The organism is Cetobacterium sp. ZWU0022 (assembly GCF_000800875.1).
Taxonomy (GTDB): domain Bacteria; phylum Fusobacteriota; class Fusobacteriia; order Fusobacteriales; family Fusobacteriaceae; genus Cetobacterium_A.
Genome location: NZ_JRJZ01000042.1, coordinates 80929 through 106259 on the forward strand (window position 1 = coordinate 80929; position 25331 = coordinate 106259).

Sequence of the window (25331 nt, forward strand, 5' to 3'; positions counted from 1 at the left end):
CTAATCTCTTACAACTTTAATAGTTGCACAGAAGTCTTCCTTTCCATATCCTCTATTTATAGCTTCATCATATACCGATTGCACATTTTTTACTCCTGGAAGATTTAACCCTAACTCATTTGATAATTTTCCTGTTAAATGTACATCTTTATGCATATTTTCAACAGAGAAAGCTGTCGCAAAATTATTATCCATAATTGCTTTTCCTTTTCCATCTAAGTAGAAGTTTTGTCCTCCACCATAAGATATTGCTTTTATAAAGTCTTCTGTTGGAATTCCACTTTTTTGAGAAAGAGTTATCATCTCATTTACTCCGTTTTGAATTTGAGAAACTAATGTATTGTGACAAAGTTTCATAACTAATCCACTTCCATTATCCCCTAAGTGAATTATATTATTACCCATACAGTCTAAAATAAACTTAACTGATTTATATGTCTCTTCATCTCCGCCTACATATATTCCTAAAACTCCAGCGACTGCAGCAGGAACTGACTTTACTACAGGAGCATCTAACATAGATGCTCCTTTTAGTTTTACAGATTTTGCTAGTTGAGCAGAAACTCCAGGATCTATTGTACTCATATCTATAAATATTTGATTTTCTTTAGCTACTTCTAAAAGTTCGTTATAAACACTTTGAACATGCTCACTTTTTGGAACCATTGATATAACAACGTCAGCTTTTTCTCCAATCTCTTTAATCGATTTTGCTCCGATTGCTCCAATTGATTCCATTCTTTTTACTTTTTCTGGATCTATATCAAATACTAAAACTTCATTCTCTAATTTTTTTATAATATTTGAACTCATAGGTTCACCCATTAATCCTAATCCAATAAATCCTATTCTCATTTTCTACTCCCTCCGTTTTATAAGCTGATTTTCTTATTTTGCAGTTTCATCCCAAGCTTTTCTGAATACTCCTAATCCATACTCTGTAAATGGATGCTCAAAACTAGCTTTGTAAACGTCTAAACCACAAGTCACTATATCTGCTCCAGCTTTTGCTGCATCAGCAATTTGCTTTCCATTTCTTAATGCTGCAACTATAATTTCTGTTTCAAACTCATGGATAGAGTAGATATCAACTATATCCTGGATGTATTGTGCTGTATCTTCTCCCGAGTTTTCTTTCCATCCAACAAACGGTGATACGAATTTTGCTCCTAATTTTGCAACTGGTATAGCCTGTGAAGGTGAGAATACTAAAGTAACGTTTGTTCTAACTCCTTTTTCTTCTAATTTTCTTGCAGCGATTAATCCTTGCTCAATACAAGGTATTTTGATAATAAAGTTAGGTGAGTAAGCTGCTATCTTTTGTCCCTCTTCTACCATCTCTTCCCATGTAGCTAAATTCGGATTTATCTCAACAGAGATTGGGAATTTTTCATATCCTACGATATCTTTTTCTTTTACCCATGCTGCTAAGTCTTCAATTACTTTTAAAAATGGTTTCCCACTTAACATTATATGTCTAGGATTTGTTGTAACACCATCAATTCCATAATTCTCATAAGCATACTCAATCTCATTTAATTTTGCACTGTCTAAAAAATATTTCATTTTACAACCTCCGATTTATTTTTGTTTTAATTAGTTAAAAAAATTAATTAATTTTCTTATGTTACTGTTATACTCCTTTTTTTTTAGGATGTCAACTTTTTTTTAAAAAAAATAAATCTTTTATAGAACATATAATTCGTTTTTAAATTTTTATGTATAATTTTAAATAAAAAAAATTTGACTTTATGCCAATCGATGTAGTATATAAATATTAAAATCTTTTCAAATAATTATTTAATTTTATTGATTAATTATTTAAAAATTAATTTATGGAGGAAACAAATGAAAAAAAGTATGCTTTTATTAAAAATCGCTCTATCGTCTACAATGATTTTAGGATTTGTTGCATGTAATGGAGGAAATTCCAAAAAAAAAGAAACTGTTAAAATTATCGTTCCATATGGAGCCGGAGGAACTGCAGATGCCATCGCGAGAAAATACGGTAAAATTGCTACTGAAAATTTCCCTGAATATGAATTTGTGGCAGAAAACAAAACTGGCGGAGATGGATTCGTTGCATCTGCATATTATCAAAATATAAATCCTAAATCTAAAGAACTTTTTATTCTAGGGTATGGTAATGCTTATAGACACACTCTAGGAAAAAAATATGGAACTGAGCAAGTTCCTTACGATTTAAATAAAATTCTTCCTTTAGCTACAATAGATGATAGAACATGGATTGTTTATGCAAAACCTAACTTTGAAGTTGAAGATCTTTTAAGAAAAGCAAAAGAAGGAACATTAAAAATGTCTGGTGGTAATCCTCTATCAGATCCACACTTAGCCCTTGGCTCTCTTTTAGCTTTAGAAAATGGTAAGGTAACTGTTGTTGGTTATGATGGTGGCGCAGCTCAAAAGCAGGGTCTTACATCTGGTGAAGTTGATGTCTTCGTAGGAACTACTCAAGCCGGAATGAGTGATGTAGAAGTTGGTACAATTGTTCCTATTTTAGCTATTTCGGAAAAAGGATACTCTGGATTTAAAGGACCTAATGGTGAAATTTTTGTTCCTGGTGTTGTAGAAAATATGGCAAATGGTTTAGATCCTAATAAAGACTACTCTTCATCTATCTTATTAGCTGGTGGTTTTATAGCATCTAGAAATGGTGCTGATCCCGAATGGACAAATAAAGTTATTGAAATTAGTAAAGCTGTTTGGGCTACAGAAGAATACACTAACTGGATTCAAGAAATTGGATTAAATAAATTTGAAGTATATGGTAATGATGCTCAACTTTTATTAGATGAAGCAAATAACAAAGCCGAAAACGCATATAAACTTCTATCTGGAAAGTAAAATTTTTCCAAAATTTCATAAAAATGGAGGTCTTAAATGAATATTCGTACAAATTTATTCGCAGGCATATTTTTTGCAATACTTAGCTTATTTTTGATTTTTATAATTCCATCACAAATACAGCTTCCTGCTTTTGATAATGGTGGCCCTAGTCCTAGACTAATTCCTTATATGGTTTTAATTGGTATTTTTATTAGTTCAATAAGTTTAATATTTCAAAGTCTAATTTTCAAGAAAGAAAAGCTTTTTTATTATGATTTAAAAAAAGAAAAAGCTGGAATTATCAGTTTACTTATAATTAGTCTATTTGGAATTTTAATGATTAAATTTGGTTTTTTAATAGCTATTTTTATTGCTTTACCTATCATGATTTTCTCTTTAGGTGAGCGAAAAATTCATGTCTATATTATTGACCTTATACTTAGTGTTGGAATTTATTTTCTTTTTATCAAAATTTTTAATATTTCATTACCTATATTTGGAGGGATGTAAATGGAAGCAATACTAAGTGGATTATTCGAAGTTTTAAGTTTTGGAAATATTTTTATAATCTTGGCTTCATTAATTTTAGGAATGATTGTTGGTTGTATTCCTGGTTTAACTGTTACTTTAGGAATTATTTTACTTTTGCCTCTAACGTATTCATTTCAATCTGGAGGAACAGCAATTGTTGCACTTCTTTCTGTTTATGTTGGCGGAATGTATGGTGGATCTATAAGTGCTATTTTACTTAATACTCCTGGAACTAATTCTGCAATTGCTACTTGTTTAGATGGACATCCTTTATCTAAAAAAGGAAAGGCTAAAAAAGCTCTTGATGTTTCACTATATGCTTCAGTTATAGGCGGATTAATTGCTGCATTTTTATTACTTTTTACTTCACAACCAGTTGCTAGATTCGTTTCATTTTTTACATCAACCGAATATTTTGCATTAGCTATTCTTGGTCTATCTTTGATTGCAGGAGTAAGTGGAGACAATGTTCTTAAAGGAATAATCTCTGGTTTAATAGGTATTTTCATATCTCAAATCGGTCTTGATAGTGTTACCGGAGTTTCTAGATTCACATTTGACAGTATGCTTCTTTATGGTGGTTTATCTATCATGCCTGCTATGATAGCTATGATTGCATTAATCCAAATAATGGAAAAATCTAAAGATTATATTAATACAAAAGGAAAAATTGCTGAAATTTCTAAAATTGACAAAGACGGAATCACAAATAAAGAGAGAATTAGTTTATTACCTGCGATATGGAAATCAACTTGGATTTCATCTATTTTAGGAGTTATGCCTGGTGTCGGTGGAGGTGTATCTCAATTTCTTTGCTATAATGAAGTTAAAAGAACTTCAAAAAATCCTCAAGAGTTTGGAAAAGGAAGTTTGGAAGGAATTGCAGCAGCTGAGGCAAGCAATAATGCAATTGTTGGTACCGCATTAATTCCTCTTTTAACACTAGGTATACCGGGAGATGGAGTTACTGCTCTTCTTTTAGGGGCATTTATTCTTCATGGAATTGTTCCTGGACCAACTATGTTTACAAAACAAGCTAGTACTGTATACATGATTATATTCGGAGTAATTTTTGCCAACATATTACTTTATTTAGTTGGAAATTTATTTACTAAATCTATTGCAAAAATTGTACAAGTAAAATATAGTTTCTTAGGACCTATTATTTTAGTTTTCTGTTTTGCGGGAGCTTTTGCAGCTAATGGATCTAGTTATGAAGTTATCTTAGTTATTTTAACTTTATTATTTACATATATTTTAGTAATATTAGATATCTCAACAATCCCATTAATGTTGGGAATGATTCTTGCACCAATAATAGAGCGAAATTTTGTAAATAGTATGACTATATACAACAATGATGTTCTAATTTTTTTGAAAAAACCTTTATCCTTAGCTATCTTGATTTTAGCCGCGATTCTTACAATATCTTTTGTGAAAATAAATAAAAAGATTGCAAAAATGGAAATTGAATTAGAAAATCAAACTTTGGACACTTTAACCCTTGAAACAAATTAGGTAATAAGTATTATAAAAGACTTAAGTTCTTTCAATTTTTGAACTTAAGTCTTTTTATTTTTTTATTCCATCTATTGCCCATCTATCAATTTCTCTGTATCAAATCCCAACTCTTTAGCTTTTTGAATCATGCTTTCATATAGTTATACAGAATTTTTTTCTTTCCTATACTCCGCTGTTACTGCTTTTAAGTCTTTTTCGAAACTATCATCAAACCGTTTTATTTCATACCATTTTCCTAAATACTTTTCTATTGAAAAAACACAATATATAGTTGTATATTAAAATATATTTTATGCTATAATATAATATGAAACTTTAAGTGAAAAAAGGAGATAAAATGCAAGCAATTATAAAAGATTTAAAAAATGAACTTTCTTATAAAGTTAGATTAGAAGCTATTAATAAAATAAAAGAATATGATTTAAATGATGAGAAATATACTGCTTTAAAAGAGATTGTGATAAGGTTAGCTTTAACTGATAGAGTATTTGCTGTTAAACAAGCTGCTTTCTTACTTTGTCAAAAAAATAAACTTAAAAAAAATGGTGAGGTTATCAATCTTGGAAAAAAGAATACTGGTTATTCGCCAAATGATATCAGAAAAATGTTCTTAAAAATTAAAAGAGAAACAAGAATGGAAGCTCTAGATTTAGATCTTTTTAAAGAGTACTTCCAAACAATCTCACCTAAAATGTACGATGTTATGTCTTATGAGCATATGTATTTTGATAACTGGATAAGAGGAATCTATAAATATCTATCAAAATAATAAACTAAAAAAATAAGGTGGTATTTCTATAGCAAAAAGATGGAGCTATACAAAGATTTGAATTCACATTAGAACTATCCTGGAAAATTTTGAAAACATATTTAAAAAAAATAGAGGGCTTATGATTATTGCCCTCTATTTTTTGTTATTTTATATTTTTAATAATATCTAAGGTAAACTCTTGACACCAAAGAGCTGTTTTAGGATTAAACTCTTCATCATGAATTTCTGTATTTGAAAGAACTCTAACAGCTAAAAATGGAATATTGTAAGCTTTTGCAGTTTGAGCAACGGCAACTGATTCCATCTCTTCAGTCATCGTTTTGAACGTAGTATTCAGATACTTTATTCTTTCAATCTCTCTATTCCATTGATCAGCCGAACCAATAACTCCCTCAGCTATTTTTCCATTAGTGTATTTTATATTTTTAGCAATCTTTATTAAAGATAAATCACTTTTGAATGTTTCATATGTCGTCAACTTATCCTCTTTATCTCTAAGCCTTTGAACAACATCAAAGAATATTCCATCTCTCATATTTTCAGAAACGCCTTCTTCTTTTCTTTCTGTTCTAATAGCACCAATATTTACAACTTCTGTTCCAAGAACAATATCTCCTGTGTGAAGAGATGAATCATGCCCTCCAGATGTTCCTTGATTTATAATAATTGTAGGATTATATCTTTCAATACCTATCGCTGTTGCTGCTGCCGCATTAACCAATCCAACTTCTGTTCTAGAAACAATAACATCATGTTCTCCAACATTTCCTTGCCAGAATGTCCAACCTCCAATATGATTCTTTATTGGATTTTGTAAGCTTTTTATTAAGTAATTTACCTCCATATCCATAGCACCTTGAACTAGAATTGTTTCCTTTGAAAATGCCACTGAAGATAATACTAAAAAGCCTGTAATAATTTTTTTCATAGTTTTGTGTCCTCTCTTATAGTTAAAGTATACCCAAAACTCTACAAACTAATAATGTTATTAAAAATTATTTTAATAAGTCATAGTAATCAATTTAAGGTTGATTGTAGAGACTCCTCACCGTATCTGAGGTATATATGAGCTATATAAAATCATATCAGGAATATATTTATTTTGCAACAGAAAAAAATAACAATCTTTTTTCGAAATTGTATTTTATTTAACCACAATTCTATTTTCGAGTTTCGGATTTAGCTCTTTTATCTCTTTTACATAATCTATGAATATATCCGAATCAATAACTTTTTCTGAAGCTATATCCACTGTTCCAACTGGATTTTTCAACATCTCAAATCCATCTCCACCATTTTTTATATATAGAGGTAGTGCTACTGTATAAACTTTATCCAACTGGATTGGTTTATCATCTATTGTGACAGAAAGAACTCTTTCTCCTACTTTATTGTCTGGTTTATATTCATATTTTAGTCCAGATACCTGTAAAAATCTTCCTGCTTTCTTCTCTACACTGCTTACACCGTGTTCTATAGCCTCTACTATTGTTTTCCCAGTATATTCAAAAGCACCAACTTTATTTGAAAATGGAAGTAAAGATATTGCATCCTTTAATTTGAATTCACCTGCATCTATATTGGCTCTCAGTCCTCCACCATTCATAAATCCTATCTCAGTTTTGAAATGATTTCTATACGCATCTGCAATTAGATTTCCAACATTACTCTCTTCATATCTAGCATGATGATTCTCTCCGAAACCTGAATCCAACTTAATCTTAGCCTCAGCAATCACAACCCCTAAATCTTTTTCCAATTTATCTTTATAATAATTCTCCAATTTTAACAACTCTTTATCTGATTCTACAGAGTTATTCAAAGGAATAAATGATAGGTTCTGTGATATCTTACCATCATTCTCTTTTATAATTTCAATTTTTACAATAGATCCCATGTTTCCTTGAGGAGACACAATTGGTTTTTCTCCTACATAAGTTACATAGCTGTACTTCTCAGATTTTTCTTCAGCTAAAATTGAGTTAATCTCTGGGAATTTTTCTAAAATTTCAATATTTAATTCTGGCTCAGATTGAGTTAGTAAAACTATAAAATCTACTTTTTCTTTTTTTAACTTCCCTAAATTCTCTTCAATACTCTTAAATATATCAGCTTGATGAATTTCAGTTGTCTGGATTGTTGTACTCATTCCATCTGTAGTTCCTAGAAAACCTATTTTTAAATCTCCAAATTGTTTTACAATATACTCTTTTGATTTATTGAATGCTTCTCCTGAACTCTCTTTTAAATTGCTTGAAATCCATTCAAAGTTTGATTTATCTACTAAATTTCTAGCTTCTGTTACTCCAAAATCAAATTCATGTTGTCCAAAGTTAGAGATATCTATCGGAATCTTATTGAAAGCTTCAATCATAGGAAAGCCATGATAAATAGCTCCAAATAAAACTCCCCCTCCTAAATCTCCTCCTTGAAGAACTAAGGTATTTTTATTCTCTTTACGAGCTTTATCTATCACAGTTTTAGCCCTTGCTACTCCCCCTCTTTCACCATGTTTATCCACCACTGGATAGATTACATGTGAATCATTAAAATATAGCAATGTTGCCTTTTCTTGAGCCAACACTATCGATGAAAGTAATAAAAACCCACTTATAATTTTTTTCAAAATATCTCCCTCCAAAACCTTTTTTTCTAGAAGAACAAATAATGTTCAAAACATTATATATTCAAAAAAACTCGCTGTCAATTTCATTAACAATATTTATACAAATTACATATATCTGCTAAAGTTAGGATTAGTTAGCATATGTCCATGCATAGGTTTTTTACTATGACAACTCACACAAACTACTTCTAAATTTGACGGATTATTATTTGATTTGACTCCATCTACATGATGGACATGCAGTTCATTTGTATCTTTAGAACAATCTTTTCCACAATCTTGACAAATAAATCTCTTGCTCTTTTTATATCTGAAACTTATCTCTCTCCATTCATCTACATATTCATTTAATGGTTGAGAGCTTGAAGTATGAGTTGGTTCTATATAAATCTCTGTATTATATTCATCTAAAAACTCTTTTATATTAAAACTATTAAAAACATTAAGTCTTGAATTATAAGAGCTATTATATCCTTTATAATTTAAGGTTTGTAAGCAATTTTTACAAACCAATAGCTCTAGCTCAATATCCTTTTTAACTACTCTACCATTCGACGTCTTATTCAGTAAAAATATTCCATCGTTTCTTTGACTCACAACATATCTATCATATTTTTTACTTTCATGCATCTTATTTAAAGTTTGACACCAAGATAGATGAAACTTTGGATAATTCGATCTGTCACTTTCATCCTTTACATAATCACCCATAAAGTCTCTTATATACACAAGCATTTTCTGCCCAGGAAAATCTTTATGTTCTAGCGTCTTATCTTTTGCTACAACTAATTCATCAAATGATATATCTAAACCCTTTGTTTTTATATTACTAAGCTTTAGCTCTTTCATAACAGCTTCTGAACTCTGAAAATTTGGCTTAAAATCCTCTGAAATACCCATACTTTTTCTTATTTTTTTAAAAGCTAAAAACTCATTAAAATTAATTAATTTCATTTTTTTCGCCTCTTTCTCTATCATTCTTTGCCAGTATTTGATCTATCTTTTGTTCAGCTTTTGTCCTTATTCTAAACTCAACTCTTCTAGACATTTTCTTATCCTCTATACCCTTAGTTATAATTCTTTTACTATATGACAATCCATTCGCAGTTACTTTTTCTATCATAAACTTCTCATGCTTTCTCATTCTAGGTAGTGTCATTACATATTGCAAAGTTGTTCTAGTTCTATTTTGTGATAGCTCCATATTTTTAAAATAAGAATCCATAGGAGATGAATTTCTTGTCCACTCTGTTGATGTATGACCTTCTATTCTTACCTCTTCAATTTCACACTCAAATTTTTTAGAATTTAATATTGCTATATATCTTGGGAAAAAATCATTTAATATATTTTTAAATCCATCATTTAACTCGCTACTTCCTTGCTGAAAAAATATATCTGGCTCTCTAAATTTTATTGATAATGTTTCTTCATCTATATAAGCATTCCATTCATTTAAATCACTTTGAAACTCTTTAAAAAGCTCTTGGTAAATTGATATCTTGATTTTTCTATATTCTTCAGCCAAGTCAGTCATCCCCTGTTTTTCTTTTGCTACCTGTGACATAAAAGATATTGCGATAAACATAAATATAATCATCAATCCCGACATCAAGTCTGATATAGACGGCCAAAAATCATCATTTTGTATGTATTTATTCATTTGATTACCCTACCTTTTTTGCCAAGTTAATTAGCTTTTGAAGCTCTATAGTCAGTGGAGTATAATCACTAACAAACTTCTCTGAAATAGCTGCTAATTGATTTCCTAAAGACTCTAAAGATGTATTTAACGTTACTCCTAAAGTTTTATTTAAGTGTTCAACACTTGTTTGTACATTTGAGTTATTATTTTCAACCATTACTTGAATATTATCAGAGATTTTTTTTGTTAATGTAAATCCTTCATTTTCAAATCTAACAATCGCCTTTTCTATAGATACAATTTGATTCTCCATAGCTTTTATATTAAGTTCGCTTGCTCCTGTAATACTCACTGTTAAATCTTTTAAAGCCGCTATAACTTCTACTTGCTGTTTTTTTATGCTTTCTGTCGATAGGTATGTTAATTCTTTAATTGAATTTCTTACTGAAATAATTTGAGCATTATTTTCATCTATATTTTTACTAGTTTTTTCTGCTACTTCAGTAAAATTATTTAATATAACATCAGATGTAGATTTCAGACTATTCTGAATATTTGTTATATGTTCAATTGTTTTTAATGATTGCTCTTCAAAAGAATCAGATAGTTTAGATATTTTACTTATAGCTGCATGATTTACTAAAGTTATTTTATCTAATATATTAGCAGATGATTTATTAACTTCTTCAAGACTTTTTTCCGTTGCCGTAACTACATGGTTTGTTATCTTTTCTGTCGCAAGTTCTGTGTGTTCTAATAATTTGCTATCTACTTCTATTATGTACTGCTCAATATTATTTGTAGACTTAACTATATTTTCTTTGACATTCGCCATATATACATCTATATTTGGAATTAACTCTCTTGCTTCTAAAGAAATTTTATTTAAAACTTCTATTGAATTATTTAAATTTTGTTGTTGCGTATCAAATGTTACTATTTTATCTCCAAGTTTATTTGCAATTTCAACTATTGAAGAACTTCTTTCATTTATTTCAACAATTAAATCTCTGGCCATCATCATTCCATTATAAAGTTCTATTTGATTATCATTTGTCTTTTCAATTGTTTCTTTATAATGAACTTGCCACTCTAATAATTTTTCCACTGCATAATTTAAGTGTTTAAAGTTTTCACCAAATTGCTCTTGTAGTTGATTATTCAAGTCTCTTATACACTCTTGAATAGCTTCTGTAAAAGCTTTCATATTATTTTCTGCCATATTTTTAGCAAAAATTCTAAACTCTTCAATTAAAACATTATTTCCTCTTTCTATCTCTGTACTAATTGCATTATTTGTCTTTACTAAGTTATCCAGTTGGCTCCCCATATTTTCAAGCCCCAAATTCAATCTTTCCTGAGCATTTTCTTGAGCTTTTATCATACTCTCTCTTAAAATTTTCATTTGACCTACAAGAGATGTAGGTTTATCTCCTGTTAACTCTTGTACTAGAGATTCAATTGCTACTCTACTTATCTCTGATGTTTTTTGTGTATTTTCTTTTATATCAACTATTGCTTCAACAACCTGTTTATTACTTTGAACAATGGCTTCTTTCATTTCAAACATTAATGTTGCTATTTTTTCTAAAGAAACCTCTCCAACATTCTCTTTTTCATTTTTTATTGCTTCTTTTATCTTCTTTGATTGGAATGATTTTAGAATATTTGATAAAACTAATCCAACTAAAGATGTAAAGAAGGCTGTTCTCATTCCTTCTAAAAGTTTTGGTATACTCTTATCCAAGTTTATGGTATCAAATTGTAATAACCCCATAAAAATTCCTAAAAACGTTCCTATGATTCCTAATCCTGCTATCAAGTTGGGGATTGTTGTGCTTTCTTTCGGCTTTGAAATCATTTTTTTTAGAGATATTAAAAATAAACCTAACATTAATACTCCAAAACCAATATTCATAGGGGTAATTATTTGTTTTAAAAAACTGTTCATTTGTTCTCCTTTAACTTCTATAATTTTATTTTCTAAACTTCAAAATTATTATAACATAAAAAATGCCACAATAAAAATACTGTGACATCATTCTCCTGTATTATTCTTTCATAAATCAAGTTGATTTACTAAATATCTTCTCCGATTAAAATCTTATCAATGTAACTTTCTAAAACTTCTATATGAGTTTTATTTTTTTAACAGGATCTTCTTAAATCTGATTACACTACACGAAAACCCTCTCTAATAGATATGCTTCATAAGCGTTTCGAAGGCCTTTTCAAGGTATTTTAAGACTTTTCACGACGTATTTTTTCGACTCTAATTTACCTAAGGACCTTTTTTTTAGATGGCCTTAAAATTAAAATAAAAGCGTCATTTTTATGGACTTTTTTTGAAAATATATCATTTTAAAAAACTATGCCTTTAAAATCGAACTATTATTTATATAGTGCTTTATTATGAGTACTTTTTGAACTGGATTTAGTTATCAATGTATCTACATATCCTTCAATATCTCTAATAAAATCGACTTTTTCTCTTCCTCTTTAAGAGCCATACCCATAGATTTAATAGTCGCTTCTAACTTTGTCTTCAGCATCTTTCCTATCGGTGTATGCTCTTTCATGATTTCTAATACAACCCTCTCTCCATTTGATATAATTTGAACAGAGTTTTCAGTCTCAACATTCTCAACCTTTTCCTTTATACTTAAAAACTCTTTCATTTTATTTTCAAAATCAGTTATATCCTCTAAGTTTGACCAATTTTCATAGCTAAAGCCTTTTATTTTAGCAGTAATATCCAGTATGAATCTTCTATCACCAATATATCTATATTTTTTTAACCAACTTTTAATCCCGTTATCCAATATATTATCTTGTTTCTGCCAGTTCTCTAAAGCTTCTTTTAAATCTGTACTTCCTTTTAATCCATCGACTACTAATAATTTTAATTGCTCTTCAATTTTTAATTTTTCATCCTCTAAATAAGTCATCTCAGTATTTATTAAAGAGATAACCTCATCATAATTCTTAGCTCTTGCTCTTTTAGGTAACTCTTCAAATAAAAACTTATACGGATCCTTATCTTGGAATAAACCTTTAAATACTTTTGAAAGTAGTTTACAATTATCTAATGAAACTCTGTTTATCAATCTACTTAAAGAGTAGAAGTAACTCTTTAATCCTTCAACTATACCGTTCTCTATATCTAAACTATCTACAAAGTAGATTCCTAAACTTTTCTTCAACTCATTTAAATATCTTTCCTCTTCTTCACTTTTCTCAACATAAGTCAGATAGTACTTCTCAGGATTTTTTTCGATTTTTTCAATCAGATCTCCACTTAAATTTTCTTTTTGTTTATTTTGATTTTCAATTATTAAAAGACTATTTTTATTTTTTATTAAAAGTACACCTAAAAATAAAGTAAAAATACCACTTCTTAATCCATAAGCTCTTTTATCACTTGTATAATCTAAATACAGCTCTTCTAATTCACACTCTCCATTTTGTAATCTATTTAAAATTTCAACACTTAAGTCTTGCCATTTATCTTTAAAAATTATCTCTGCTTCATCAATAGATACAATTTTACTTAAAATAGTTCTCGCTACTGAATTTATCGCTCCTGTTTCTAAATAGAAACTATTCTCTAATAAGCTTTTATCTCCTTCTAACAACATTTGAAGAAGTGTCGTCCTAACCTTTTTCATTGGAGTGCTTATTTTATCTTTATTTAACAACTCATAGTTTATAGGAATATAATTCTTAAATTTTTCATTTAAATAATAATATGTCACTTGAAGTAAATCTTTCTCTATTTGAGTTTTTCCTAAGTACGTTATCTCTCTCTCATCTTTAGAGAAATACCTATTCAGTTCCTCTTTTAAAGTTTGAATCAATTCCTCTTTATATAAACTATACTCCTCTAAAATAGCCTTATTGTTATAATTTTTCTCTAGTAAAGCTAAACATTCAATGGCTTCTAACTCCTTTAAAATTCCATCTATTTTTAAATTAGAATTTTTTATATTTGATACAATAATAATATCTTTTAATTTTAAAGAGGTCTTTATAGAATCATAATCTAAAGCTTTTGATATATTTGTTAAATAAACAACCCTACCATCTACTTTATCTTTCAACTTATCTAAATAACCTATGTTTGAACAATCTAAATATATTTGCTGGAAATATCTTGTTATATCCATTTCAAAATTGTATTTAACAGGATAATAGAAATCGAGCTCTATAAATTTATTCAATGATTCAGTCAAATTTAGACTGTGTAATTTGTTTATTACATACTCTTTAATCTCCTTTTGAATATTTATATCGCTATCCTCTACAATCTTGTAATGTCTCTTATTTCTTTTAAAACTTATTATATTCTCATTTTCTAAATCTTTTAAAATTTTCTCTAATTCAATCTCATCTATATTTAAAGATAACTTTAAAATCTCCTTTGTTGGTGGGATCTCAATTGGTCTATTGTATATCTGTAACATTCCTAAACTTTTCAAGAATTTTATATGATTAAAATCTTTTACTAAGTTTAAAGCTTTTTTAGTATTGAAATAACTTTTATACTCTAAACTTTCATGATTTAAAAACTTAAAGTTTTCTTCAAAATAATCGTATATTCTATCTAGTCCCACTATAAAATCATCTTTTAATACACTCTCTAAACCTTTAACATCTCCAGAACTTAGAAAAGCAAACATAGTTCTTTCATTTTGGGCAATCTTTTGAGATAACTCAGGTAATATGTATGCTGTTAAATAGTTTAAAGGATAAAAATCTTTTATTGCCTTATCCAAATTTTCAGTTAATATATTAGATTCACCAAGATTTCTATTATATCTATTAAACTTATCTATATTCTGATTATAGAATTCTTTAAACCCCTCTTTTTTATAAACTACTTGTGACAATATACTCAAAGAAGTAACTTTGTCATAAGTCATCTGCTCTTTATGAAATCTTCCACTTACTTTTTCCCATTCAAATATATTATCCTCTCTATTCAATTTATTTGTATACTGGAAAATATCTTTATGAGTTATTAAAAATAGATATGATGAAGCCTCAGAATTACAGTACTCTGCCATATCCTGTATCTCTTTTACATCGACTTTGTTTATATTTGATTCCAAATATCTTCCAAACTCATCAAAAACATAGATAACACCTTTATATGATGTCGTTTCAATAACTTTCTCCTCAAAATCTTTCAGTAAGTCTACAATTTGGAAATTAGATTCATAGTTTACAAATTCTTCTCCATAAAAAATCTCTTTATATAACTCTTTAAATATTTTTATAGCATTAGAGTTATTATTTTGAAGCTGAAGCTCTATTTTTTCTAAATCTGTATCTCTTTTTAATAAAGCTTCTTCAAATTTAAAAATTATATCTGAATAGTTCTTTTTCCAAGATTCAATTTTATCTAAAATTATTTTACTTTCCAGATTTAAACTTATATTCAAATCTTCCTTTTTTATAACTTCTAGTATCCCGTGTAGCACTGATTTTTCATAGTTAGAGTATCTATCTTTTGCAAATACTACTAAATATTTTTGTTCATTTAATTTTGAATATATCTCTTTTATTGGAAACTTTTCCTCAGCTCTATTTAAAAATATATCTATCTTACTTTTATTTTCTACTGATAAAAGATTTAGTAATACCGAAAGAAAATATGACTTTCCACTTCCATATGCTCCTGATAAAATATATGATCCATTTTTTTTATTCAAAACTCCTTTTGTAAGTTTTGCTAAAAGTTTTATATTTTTCTCTGTAGGAATATATGAATTAATTTTCTCGTTATCTTTGTAATCTCTCTCAATATTTACTGAAAACCCTACTTTTGTAATCTCTATTACTTTATCCATCAAACTAACTCACTTTCTAGTATTTTTTTTACGACTTCTTTCTCTGAATATCTCTTTGTATCTATAGTTATATTTTGTAGTCCTGCTGCTCTATCTACAGATAACTCATTTTGGAACTCTAACTCCTGTATAGTTTTCTCAAAATTAAGATAACTCATCTTCACTATTTTATTTACATACTCGTAAGCTTCTTTTATTGTTGTTTGATTTACAATTCCCATCTTTTTAGATTTTTTATAAAGTAAATAGTATATCACGTAATCAGAAATATCTTTTCTCTCCATATTTTGAAATTTAAACTCACCATTAATCTCTTTTAAATAATTTAATCTTACAAATGGAGAAACTATATTCTCTTCTGGATTAACACTCTCTTTAGAATCTTTATAATATGTTTTTATAAAAACATTTATTGTATCTAAAACCATTCTGCTTGAAAACTTACTTCCATTCTCTATATAGTAAAGCTCTATACTCTTTTCCAAACTCTCTTTTGTAAATGTAGCACCTTCAGGTAATGAAAAAGCTTTCTCCCAAACTAGAGCTTTCTCTTTTTCTTTCAAAAAAATATTTGAATGTAAAATCCATAAACTGTTATTATTTTGTAAGTATGGATCTAATTCAAAAACGACTTTCATACTTTCACTTAACTCTATACTTTTAGCTTTTTTTTCAAGAATACCTAAAAAATCAGCCCAAAACTTTATAGATTCTACCATCTTACTTCCTACACCCAAGATATCTATTGCATTTATTAAGTTAGCTTTAGAGAAAAATGAACTTTCTATTTTTTTATTTACATCTTGTTCAAACACCTTGTAAAATAGTTTATTTATCCAGTTCTCTCTGATATAAAAAGAACTATGACCACTCATTATAATTTTCATTTCTACCTCTTTTTTATTTTTAATGCTGATGCTATTAAACATCCCGAATCAAATTTATCTATACATTTTAAGCAGTTTACACACTTATTTTCATCTACTATGTATTTTCCGTTGCTAACGTATATAGCTCCTGTCGGACAAGCCGAGTTACACCCTTGACAGTAAAGACAACTATTAAATTTATTAAACTGCTTTTGAATTTTATTGAATATATATTTATCATCAGTTTTCATGATTGTAACTTTAACTTCCGTTCCCTCAACTCTATAAGATAACTTGAAGATTGGAGTGTTGCCTCTATCCATTAAAATTATTTCAACCGCTTTGTTTTTTTCAAATATCTTCATAGTTCCAAACGGCTTGAAAAGTTGAATAAAATCTTCGTTTACAGATTTATTTAATACAAACGTTTTTGAATTTTTCTCATTGATACACTCTTTAGCCTCTACAATTATCTCTGTACTTTTTTCTAATCCATCTCCACCTTGTCTTGCTTTCCATTTACCATCTTTAACATAATCCTCATAATCTAACTTCCCTATTCTTTTAGAAAAATTAATTAAAAATGAATACCATTTATCATATTCCTCTGAATTATATATTGATGAAAGAAGTTCAGACCATGAACCGTTATTTGGACATACCCAACATCCTACTCTTGCAAATCCTTGTCTATATGAATCATTAAAATCTAATTCTTCTGTTAGCATATATAACCAAACATCTAAGTCACACCAATCTATAATTGGAGAAGCTACCATCTGTTTTAATATTTTTGGACTTTGAGATACTTTTTTATATTTAGATCTAGACGCTGACTCTCCTCTTCTAAGACCTAAAAATGTTATTATATTTTCATCAAAATTTGCAAGTGTTGTTCCCATTGGTCCAGTTTTAAATATTGAGCAACACCAGCTTTTAACTCTACTTGGTGGTCCAATCTCTTCACACATTTCGAAGAAATTATTCTCTTCATTTCTCTCTTCGAAAAATGGTGTAAATGGATTTTCCTCTTTAAACCTCTCTACATATTCATATGACTTAGGCAGTTCTAATGTTGTATCTCCAAATATATGTAAAATACTTTGATTATTTAAAGCCAATCTTACCAAATGAGAAACAACTGTAGAATCTTTTCCACCAGAGAAAGATACTAGCATCATTCTATTTTTATATTTTTCTGCATTTTCAACGATAAAAGGAATTGCTCCTATGAACTCTCCCTCTTCGTCTCTATTCTCACTTTTTACCAGTATATTAAAACGACTACTGTTTGCTTTTATAAATTTATCGAAGCAATCTCTTTCAACTTCTAAATGCTCCTCTGTTATTGAAAACTTCATCACTTCTTTCCTTAAATTTTCAATTTCTGATTGAGTCATTTTTTTAAATTTTGATGTTGCTATTAAATCAACCATCTCACCGTCAACTATATATCTATTCTGTTTTGTTGCCCAAACTGATTTTTTTAAGAATTTATCATCTAATCTATCTGGAAACAAGTTCATTAATAACCATTTTTCTTGTAAAAATACTGGTCTTAAATCTTTTGCGACCTCTTTTAATGATGATGTCACACCCTCTTCTAAAATTACTGGAACATTATCTATTTCATTCCAACAAATTTTAACATCTTTTTTTTCCATTTTTACATCCTCATTTTCTATCTTTCACTTAAATAGTGAAGCTCTCTTAACAATGTATCTTTTATTGTATTAAATCTATTTTGTAAAACTCTTCTATAATATTCATCTTGTTGTTCATTTTCTTTTTGTAATAGGTCTTTATTTATCATCTGACCTATTCTAGATATATCTTGGACATCTTGCATATACTTTTCAAATCCCATATCTCTAATTTTTCTATTTGCTTCTTTACTTATAAGAGTCCTATTTAAAACACTATTTAAAATATGATTCTTATCGTTTCTTATTTTAGAACTCAGTTCTCCATATTTAGTTCCTGTTCCTAAAGGTATTAAATGATGATCTTCTAGTTCTACTGATGCTTCTGTTATCTCAAATGCTTTAAGTTTTTTCGAATGATTCTCTGGTAATAAATCAAATGGTTCTAAACTTAAAATATAATATAATAAATTTTTACTAACTGGAGATGGAGTTTTAGAATCATTTAATAATGTTTCTAAATCTGAGTACTCCTCTACATTTAATACCTTCGCTATATTTTCATAAACTAATTCTTTAACTTTCAAATCGTCTAAATTTTCTTGAACAATCCATTTGTAAATAGTTTTTAAATCATCTACGGTTCTTATATTTTGACGTTCTCTATATCTTCCTATAAATATCGATGTCCAATACCAATACTCTACTTTATCTAATACTTTTTTATCATTCCAATTTTTATCTTCAGAAAATATATAAGCCATAGGTAAAACCATTAATTCAAATGAGAAGTTACCAAATTTCGTTATTCCTAATCTAGTATTAACAAATGCTAATGCTCTTAATAAAGAAACTATTGTTTTTTCAGTTAATGAATTTATATCTACTGAAGATATTTCAAATATTTTATCTCTTTTTATATGATCTAATTTTAGTTTTAAAGGATCTTTTACATGAGAAAAAATTGATAGTAGATTTAAATATTGATTTTTAAATCTTTTATTTAGCTCCTCTTGACCTTCGATTAAACCAAAATTCACTCCATTCCAATTTTTTTCTCTAAAATCTTCTGGCAACTCTATTCCCTGCTCTACGATTCTTTTTATTCTTTGAGTTAAAGATTCTAATTTAGAGTCTTTTGCTGCTTTGGCAACAATTAAATCATAGTTATCTAGAGGAGTTCCTCCTTTATTTATTGTTTCGAATATGGCTATTCCTCTACTTATCTCATTTTTTTCTATTTCAATTATCGAAACCTCTTGTTCTACTAATTTATCTAAGAAATTTATAATTTTAGTTTTCCATTTCATTGACAATTCATACTTTAAACTATTTTTTCTTGTTTCAAATTCATCTATTAATTCTTCTTCATCTACTTCAGAAGAAAAATCCTTAAAATAACATTTTATTTTCTCTATTTTTTTTATGTTTTCGTACTCTTCTATCTCATCTATTATTTTATCTGCTCTTTTATTTGCAATCTTTTCCACAACTTTATCCTGAAGTTTATTACTCTCATTTAATCCAAATAGTGGAATAAGATTTTGATCAGAACATAAATTTGCAAACTCGTTTATCTTTCCTGAATCAGTTGTTTTTTCAAACTTAAATTTTGGATGATACCAAAAATTTGTATTTGTTGTTTTATGAATTTTATACTCTTGAATAAAATCCACTATTTCACTTGGTGTATATTTTCTCAAACTACCATAATCAAAATCTAAAGTATTGTAACCAAATATATCCTCTGTTTCATCATCTGAAGTTGATACTTTTAAAAACCATCTATTCTTTATTTTCCCATATAAATCTGAGTAACTATTCTCCCATTCACCTTTAAATAAATCAACAAACATAGCTTTTAAAGTTGACATTCTTTGTTGACCATCTAAAAGATACATACATTCATCTTTAGCACATTCAACTTCGTTTGAATAGCACAACTTTCTATAATTAAAATCGTTGCAACTTCCTTTTAACAAAAGAATACTACTTATAGGTAATTCCACCAAAAATGTTGCTAACAACTCTTTTTGTTGCTTTGTATCCCAGACAAAATCTCTTTGGAAATTTGGAAGTATTATTCTTCCTTCATCTTCGTCTTGAAATATCTCCTTTAACCTCTTTACTTTCATTGTATCCTCCACTTTCTAGAAAATTATATCTTTAGCTTCTCTTATTTCTCTTTCTTCTCTTTCGCCATCAAACATATCTTCTAAAAAATCTTCTGGACTTTCTAAAAAATCTTCAAAATTTCTAATATATCCCTCTTTATCTTTAGTTAATATGTCTCTCAGTTTTTCTATCCCTAAACTAGCACAGTTATTGAATATATCTACTACTTTTTTATTATCTAAAATATCCTCAATATTATTATTTAAAGATAAAACAACTGAATATATAAGATGATAATATTCACTATAATCGACAGGTGAAAGTGCTCTAAAACCAACTTTATCTAATTTATGATTTTCAATTTCTTTAGGTTGATTCGAGTATAGATTAAATCCTATCAAAGCTGCTAAAACATGAACATCTTTTTTTAATACAAAGAATCCATCTCCTCTTTGACTTAAAAGTTCATTATATATGCCATCATAATTTTTTTCATGACCAAATCCTATTAATTCCTTATCTTCTCGTCTTCTTTTTCTTAGCTCCTCTTGAAATAAATCTTCCATTTTAAATCTCCTCTTTTATTCTTGTAATATCGTATCTTTTATCTATTCCCGTTCTTCTTTCGTTTTCTAAAGTATATACTTTTCCTATTCTATCTTTAACAACATCTTCTATCTTTGAATTCCATTGCCCTGATGAAACCATGACTATTATTTGTTCTGATAAAACCGGTAACATTTTAGTAAAATCTAGTCTATATTCATTGTCTAAATCACCATAAGGTGCATCCAATACAAGTGGGTATATTCCTCCATCTGAATCCAAATCAGATTTATTTTTTTCTTTATTTAACTCTTTTGCGTAGTAAACTAATCCACCTATGAAACTTAGAGCTTTATTTTTTGCTTCTCCTTTTGACATTCCTGCTTCTTTTCCATCAATATCAAAAACTTTAAAATCAAACTCTTCTGTCAATTCAACTTTATAACCCTTTTTATTTATTTTAGAGTAAACTTCTTCTATTTTACTCTTTAGCCCTTCTCTACCTTGAGCTTCTTTGTATTTTTTTAGAGTTTCAAGATTCAGCATTATCTTTTTCGCAAAATCTCTTTTTTCTCTCTCTCTTTTACTCTTTATATTCTTTTTATCTGCTTCAGTTTTCTCTATTCTAATTGAAATTAATTCTTTTTCTATTCTTTCTAACTCAACTTCTAAGGCTCCAATACTTTTATGAAGTGTTTTTTTTATTTCTTCTTTACTAATTAATATATTTTTTATATTTTGCAACTCCACTTGGAAGTCGTAGTTACTATCTTTTACTAACACTTCTAACTCTTGCTCAATATAATCTATTCTATGCTGAATCTTAGATATTTCTAATTTTATTAGCTTAACATTCTCTGAAATATCCTCACTTGCTATATCTCTCAACATAAAGTACACTTCGCTAACTTTCTCTCTATTTTCTCTTGTTGCTGCATTTTCTAACTTTTGCATTATTTTTCTGTAATTATCTGTATGACTAACTAAAGATGCCCCACATATACACTCTTTTAAATGTATCAATTCTTCTAAGAACTCTTTTTCATATCTCGATGGAATTTCGCCCTTATCTTTCTTTATTTCTATTACTTTAAAAGCATTATTTAAAATTTTTGGTGCAATCGCTTCGACACCTTTTATTGATAAAAATTCCTTATACTTTTTCTGAATTGCTTCTAATGATTTTTCTAACTCTTTTTTTTCATCTTGCAACATTTCTACTACTTTCTTATTTTTTTCATCTTCTTGACTTATCAATAAAATTTCATCTATTCTGTTGCTCAACTCTTCTTTTTCTATATCTAGAAGCTCTGTTTCCTTTTGTTTTTCCTCTTTCTCTTGTAACTTATCTTCAAATTCTTTTTCTATTTTTTTTACTTTCTGTTCTAACTCGACAATATCCTTATTAGCACTACTACTTTCAGAATATTCTTTTTCTAAATCTCTATATACCTTTGCAGTATCTGTAACCGCATTTTCTAAACTTTTTATTCCTAGCACTCTATTTATAGATTCCTCTATTGCTTCTAAGCTTTCTTTTTTTACTTTTCTTTGATTTTCTTTTTCAGGAGCTATTTTTTCTAGTCTTTCTCCATCAATGAAAAAATTAATTTCTTTTGGTAGTAAACGATTTATTATTTCTTGGCACCCTGCTTCCGATCTTTGATTTATTTTCCCAGCATTTGATTCTAAAATCAAATCTACTCCAATATACACATCATTTTCAAAATTTATCTGTCTTATAATTTTATATTCCTGCTCTTCTTTTTCTTCCGAAACTTTTCCTACTATATTCAACTCTACTTTAGCATATGTTTTTCCTTTTGTTTCTTCTAAATATTTTTTATTTATAAAACTGCTTGCACCAAACTTTTTAGGATCTCCTGATGTTAAATCTAAATTTCCACCATATAATCCCCATCTTATTGCTTGTAATAAAGTTGTTTTTCCTGATCCATTTTCAGCTTTTAAAAGTGTAATGTTTTTTTCACCATTACAAAATTCTAATTTAACTTTCCCATAATAAGGTCTAAAATTTTCTAAAATTATACTTTTAAATATCATTAGTCATTCCACTCCATTGAATATTGTCCGATTATCTCTTTAATTTGTTTAACTGTTATCGTGCTCTCTTTTTTAGTTAATCTATCTGGGTCATTTTCTAGTTTTATTATTTGAATAATCGCATTTTGTTCTTCTTTTGTTAAACTTGCAAAAAACTCTTGTCCTTTTGATTTTGCACTCATTTATTACCCTCTCCTATTCCATAAAATTCTTTAATTTTTCTTAACTCACTTTCATTTCTATTTTTATTTAAAGCTAATGAATTATATTCTTCTAATCTTTTCAATTCATTTTCCACTAATTTTTTTTCAAAATTAAAATTACAATCTTGAATTGGTTGATAACTTTCATAACTTCTAGGTATAACTATAAAATCATGTATCTCGGCAATACTCTTATTTTCTGATTTTCTAAGTATTCTACCTCTTCTTTGAACATACTCTCTATAATTACCTGTACTTCCCAAAATATATGCTCTTTCAATTGATGGAATATTTATTCCCTCATCTAAACATTTGATAGCCACAACAGCATTTATATCCTTCTCTTTAAACTTTTGTATAACAATTTCTCTTTCATTCTTAGATTCTTCAGAGGTAAATTTCATAAGTTTAAAGTCCATTTTTTCAGAAACTGTTTCTATCGTTTTATCTATAAACTTTTGTTCTCTATCTTCGCTTTCTTCTTTGCTTTTTCCAGCTCCAACATAAATCAAATTATTAAAACTAAACTCATCAATAACTTCTAGCAGTTTCAATATTTTATTATTAGTCAAATTCAACAATCGAGCTCTCTTAAAAAGTAACATCTCCAAAGGTGTCGATTCTTTCTTTTTATCTTTCAAGTTAGAGTTTTTAGAGAAGCTTAGCGATGCTATTTTTTTGCTAAGTTCTATATATTCTCTCTCTTCATCTTCTGTTAAAGTTACAAAGTAAGGAAAATATTTATAATTAGTTAAAAATCCTCCTTTAATAGCATCATCTAATGAAAACTGAAAAATAACTTTTCCTAGATACTTTTCAATAACTTCATTTCCTTTTTGATCTCCTTGCCTATCAGGAGTTGCTGACAAACCTAGTCTTATCGAATTTTTTTTCAACTCATCTCTCTCTAAAAACTCTTCAAAGCTAAAACTTCCAATATTATGACACTCATCTACAATAATCATCATCTCTTTTTTTACTCTTTTTAAAGCTCTTAAAAAAGATGCGTTTTGTAATGTTTTATTTGTTACAACTGCAACTGTAACATCTATCTGGTCTTCGTTTAATAAAAAGATTTTAGCATTTATTTGATCTTTCCAATTTTTGTTTTCTGAATTACAAATAACTGATTTTACTCCAAATGCCTTAATTTCTTCAGCCCATTGTCTAACTAGAAACGTTTGTGGACACACAACTACAAAGAACATCCTTTTGTCTTTTGATATCTCTGTCATTATATTTAATGCTGTAAGTGTTTTTCCACTTCCTGTTGCCATCTCTAATATCCCTTTTAACTGATTATTTTTCCAACTTTCAAAAGCATTTTTTTGATACTCTCTCACACTGAACCATTCTGGCTTTACTAATCCATTTAATCTATTTTTCTCAAATTTTCTGTTTAATATAACACTTACTTCTTCATTCGTTGGAGCTCTCGAGATTATTTTTTTTTTAATTGCCTCATCTATATCAATAACTTCTATTTTATTTGTCTTATTTCCCCATAGTTTTTCAAAATCTATCTCTTTATTCTCTATTCTTTCTAAATCTTTTTTTCCATCAGATGAAGAATAAACATCTATCGATTCAAAGTTTCTACTCATCCCACCTATGGTTTCGTTAACAGAACCAGAAAAAGCTATTTTATTCCCTTCTGAATCTTTAAATATCCCAAACTTTTCATGATAAATTCCAATATAATCTTTTTGATACGCAATTTTTATTTGAAGTATATCTTTACTAACTAACCATGAAAATATTTTAGTTGTATCTTCTTCTTTCCCTGAGTAAAATTTTTGGAGCTCTTCCTCTATTTTCAGATTAACAATTTCTTTATTATGTAAAGTTTTAAGAGTTAAGATATCTTTTTCTGAAAGTTGTGGAGATGTAACCACTCTCATTATTCCATTATTTTTTATAAGATTTTCTACTCCTTCTAATAATAGATATAAACTATCACTCGTAAAATATCCTACAGCTCTATCATATGAAATAGAATTTTTTAAACATTTTTCTAAAAAATCACAATATATGTTGTCTGTATCACTTCTATAAGAGATTTTCAAATCTAACTCTTTAAATAAATTCACTTAACTT

The 25331-nt window shown here is 28.1% G+C and carries 20 protein-coding genes, 1 pseudogene and 1 riboswitch; of the genes and pseudogenes, 5 read left to right on the forward strand and 16 right to left on the reverse strand.

What is annotated here, in order from left to right; translation table 11 throughout:
- Complete coding sequence (locus L988_RS04925) at window positions 1-855, reverse strand: NAD(P)-dependent oxidoreductase (RefSeq protein ID WP_047382159.1); 855 nt, start codon at window positions 853-855, stop codon at window positions 1-3.
- 33 nt (window positions 856-888) lie between these two features.
- Window positions 889-1566 carry a transaldolase family protein gene (locus tag L988_RS04930; RefSeq protein WP_047382161.1) on the reverse strand — a complete coding sequence of 226 codons (678 nt, stop codon included), beginning with the start codon at window positions 1564-1566 and terminating at the stop codon, window positions 889-891.
- Window positions 1567-1848: 282 nt separating this feature from the next.
- On the opposite strand from L988_RS04930, the gene L988_RS04935 reads away from it, so the two are divergent.
- The 3 genes from L988_RS04935 to L988_RS04945 are packed head-to-tail and all read left to right on the forward strand — an operon-like array spanning window position 1849 to window position 4896.
- Window positions 1849-2865, forward strand: coding sequence for a tripartite tricarboxylate transporter substrate-binding protein (locus L988_RS04935; protein WP_047382164.1), 1017 nt, complete (start codon window positions 1849-1851; stop codon window positions 2863-2865).
- Window positions 2866-2901: 36 nt separating this feature from the next.
- A complete protein-coding gene (locus L988_RS04940) occupies window positions 2902-3357 on the forward strand; it encodes a tripartite tricarboxylate transporter TctB family protein (RefSeq protein WP_047382166.1) in 456 nt (151 codons plus the stop codon).
- A complete protein-coding gene (locus tag L988_RS04945) occupies window positions 3358-4896 on the forward strand; it encodes a tripartite tricarboxylate transporter permease (protein ID WP_047382168.1) in 1539 nt (512 codons plus the stop codon).
- 143 nt (window positions 4897-5039) lie between these two features.
- On the opposite strand, the gene L988_RS14110 is transcribed toward L988_RS04945, so the two are convergent.
- Window positions 5040-5168 carry a lipocalin family protein gene (locus tag L988_RS14110; protein ID WP_081990293.1) on the reverse strand — a complete coding sequence of 43 codons (129 nt, stop codon included), beginning with the start codon at window positions 5166-5168 and terminating at the stop codon, window positions 5040-5042.
- Between the two features lie 68 nt (window positions 5169-5236).
- Here L988_RS14110 and L988_RS04950 point away from each other — a divergent pair, with 68 nt between their 5' ends.
- Both L988_RS04950 and L988_RS14115 read left to right on the forward strand, forming a co-directional pair.
- Window positions 5237-5668, forward strand: a complete 432-nt coding sequence (locus L988_RS04950) for a hypothetical protein (RefSeq protein ID WP_047382169.1) — start codon at window positions 5237-5239, stop codon at window positions 5666-5668.
- A gap of 44 nt (window positions 5669-5712) precedes the next feature.
- Window positions 5713-5793: pseudogene (locus L988_RS14115) on the forward strand (hypothetical protein); the annotation flags it as partial.
- 20 nt (window positions 5794-5813) lie between these two features.
- On the opposite strand, the gene L988_RS04955 reads toward L988_RS14115, so the two are convergent.
- The 13 genes from L988_RS04955 to L988_RS05015 all read right to left on the reverse strand — a co-directional run bounded on the left by L988_RS04955 (window position 5814) and on the right by L988_RS05015 (window position 25324).
- On the reverse strand, window positions 5814-6599 hold the full coding sequence (locus L988_RS04955; protein ID WP_047382171.1) for a 5'-methylthioadenosine/S-adenosylhomocysteine nucleosidase: 786 nt from the start codon (window positions 6597-6599) through the stop codon (window positions 5814-5816).
- A 63-nt stretch (window positions 6600-6662) separates the two neighbouring features.
- Window positions 6663-6760: riboswitch (purine riboswitch) on the reverse strand.
- Between the two features lie 55 nt (window positions 6761-6815).
- Window positions 6816-8297, reverse strand: coding sequence for a bifunctional UDP-sugar hydrolase/5'-nucleotidase (locus L988_RS04960; protein ID WP_047382173.1), 1482 nt, complete (start codon window positions 8295-8297; stop codon window positions 6816-6818).
- 105 nt (window positions 8298-8402) lie between these two features.
- The gene (locus L988_RS04965; RefSeq protein ID WP_047382175.1) at window positions 8403-9251 is read right to left on the reverse strand and encodes an HNH endonuclease; all 849 of its coding nucleotides are present in this window, start codon (window positions 9249-9251) and stop codon (window positions 8403-8405) included.
- The gene (locus L988_RS04970; protein ID WP_047382178.1) at window positions 9238-9960 is read right to left on the reverse strand and encodes an OmpA family protein; all 723 of its coding nucleotides are present in this window, start codon (window positions 9958-9960) and stop codon (window positions 9238-9240) included. The genes L988_RS04965 and L988_RS04970 overlap by 14 nt, the downstream gene beginning before the upstream one ends.
- Window positions 9961-9964: 4 nt before the next feature.
- Window positions 9965-11893, reverse strand: a complete 1929-nt coding sequence (locus L988_RS04975; protein ID WP_047382180.1) for a hypothetical protein — start codon at window positions 11891-11893, stop codon at window positions 9965-9967.
- 499 nt (window positions 11894-12392) lie between these two features.
- Entirely contained in the window at window positions 12393-15794 is a 3402-nt protein-coding gene (locus tag L988_RS04980) for a hypothetical protein (protein WP_047382182.1), read from the reverse strand.
- Entirely contained in the window at window positions 15794-16681 is an 888-nt protein-coding gene (locus L988_RS04985) for a DUF4007 family protein (RefSeq protein WP_047382184.1), read from the reverse strand. The genes L988_RS04980 and L988_RS04985 overlap by 1 nt, the downstream gene beginning before the upstream one ends.
- 2 nt (window positions 16682-16683) lie before the next feature.
- Window positions 16684-18327, reverse strand: a complete 1644-nt coding sequence (locus L988_RS04990; protein ID WP_081982637.1) for a phosphoadenosine phosphosulfate reductase family protein — start codon at window positions 18325-18327, stop codon at window positions 16684-16686.
- Between the two features lie 17 nt (window positions 18328-18344).
- Window positions 18345-20441: a DUF262 domain-containing protein gene (locus tag L988_RS04995; RefSeq protein ID WP_047382187.1), complete on the reverse strand. Its 2097-nt coding sequence runs from the start codon at window positions 20439-20441 to the stop codon at window positions 18345-18347.
- Window positions 20442-20456: 15 nt separating this feature from the next.
- A complete protein-coding gene (locus tag L988_RS05000; RefSeq protein ID WP_047382189.1) occupies window positions 20457-20987 on the reverse strand; it encodes a hypothetical protein in 531 nt (176 codons plus the stop codon).
- 1 nt (window position 20988) lies between these two features.
- Window positions 20989-23031 (reverse strand): AAA family ATPase, encoded by a 2043-nt coding sequence (locus L988_RS05005; protein ID WP_047382191.1) that lies wholly within the window; start codon window positions 23029-23031, stop codon window positions 20989-20991.
- On the reverse strand, window positions 23031-23213 hold the full coding sequence (locus tag L988_RS05010; protein WP_047382193.1) for a hypothetical protein: 183 nt from the start codon (window positions 23211-23213) through the stop codon (window positions 23031-23033). The genes L988_RS05005 and L988_RS05010 overlap by 1 nt, the downstream gene beginning before the upstream one ends.
- A complete protein-coding gene (locus tag L988_RS05015; RefSeq protein WP_047382195.1) occupies window positions 23210-25324 on the reverse strand; it encodes a DEAD/DEAH box helicase family protein in 2115 nt (704 codons plus the stop codon). The genes L988_RS05010 and L988_RS05015 overlap by 4 nt, the downstream gene beginning before the upstream one ends.
- Between the last annotated feature and the right edge of the window lie 7 nt (window positions 25325-25331).

Excerpts from the sequence above, each read along its gene's own strand:
- L988_RS04925 (WP_047382159.1), bottom strand. The coding sequence starts at position 855 with ATGAGAATAGGATTTATTGGATTAGGATTAATGGGTGAACCTATGAGT.
- L988_RS04930 (WP_047382161.1), bottom strand. The coding sequence starts at position 1,566 with ATGAAATATTTTTTAGACAGTGCAAAATTAAATGAGATTGAGTATGCT.
- L988_RS04935 (WP_047382164.1), top strand. The coding sequence starts at position 1,849 with ATGAAAAAAAGTATGCTTTTATTAAAAATCGCTCTATCGTCTACAATG.
- L988_RS04940 (WP_047382166.1), top strand. The coding sequence starts at position 2,902 with ATGAATATTCGTACAAATTTATTCGCAGGCATATTTTTTGCAATACTT.
- L988_RS04945 (WP_047382168.1), top strand. The coding sequence starts at position 3,358 with ATGGAAGCAATACTAAGTGGATTATTCGAAGTTTTAAGTTTTGGAAAT.
- L988_RS04950 (WP_047382169.1), top strand. The coding sequence starts at position 5,237 with ATGCAAGCAATTATAAAAGATTTAAAAAATGAACTTTCTTATAAAGTT.
- L988_RS04955 (WP_047382171.1), bottom strand. The coding sequence starts at position 6,599 with ATGAAAAAAATTATTACAGGCTTTTTAGTATTATCTTCAGTGGCATTT.
- L988_RS04965 (WP_047382175.1), bottom strand. The coding sequence starts at position 9,251 with ATGAAATTAATTAATTTTAATGAGTTTTTAGCTTTTAAAAAAATAAGA.
- L988_RS04970 (WP_047382178.1), bottom strand. The coding sequence starts at position 9,960 with ATGAATAAATACATACAAAATGATGATTTTTGGCCGTCTATATCAGAC.
- L988_RS04975 (WP_047382180.1), bottom strand. The coding sequence starts at position 11,893 with ATGAACAGTTTTTTAAAACAAATAATTACCCCTATGAATATTGGTTTT.
- L988_RS04980 (WP_047382182.1), bottom strand. The coding sequence starts at position 15,794 with ATGGATAAAGTAATAGAGATTACAAAAGTAGGGTTTTCAGTAAATATT.
- L988_RS04985 (WP_047382184.1), bottom strand. The coding sequence starts at position 16,681 with ATGAAAATTATAATGAGTGGTCATAGTTCTTTTTATATCAGAGAGAAC.
- L988_RS04990 (WP_081982637.1), bottom strand. The coding sequence starts at position 18,327 with ATGGAAAAAAAAGATGTTAAAATTTGTTGGAATGAAATAGATAATGTT.
- L988_RS04995 (WP_047382187.1), bottom strand. The coding sequence starts at position 20,441 with ATGAAAGTAAAGAGGTTAAAGGAGATATTTCAAGACGAAGATGAAGGA.
- L988_RS05000 (WP_047382189.1), bottom strand. The coding sequence starts at position 20,987 with ATGGAAGATTTATTTCAAGAGGAGCTAAGAAAAAGAAGACGAGAAGAT.
- L988_RS05005 (WP_047382191.1), bottom strand. The coding sequence starts at position 23,031 with ATGATATTTAAAAGTATAATTTTAGAAAATTTTAGACCTTATTATGGG.
- L988_RS05010 (WP_047382193.1), bottom strand. The coding sequence starts at position 23,213 with ATGAGTGCAAAATCAAAAGGACAAGAGTTTTTTGCAAGTTTAACAAAA.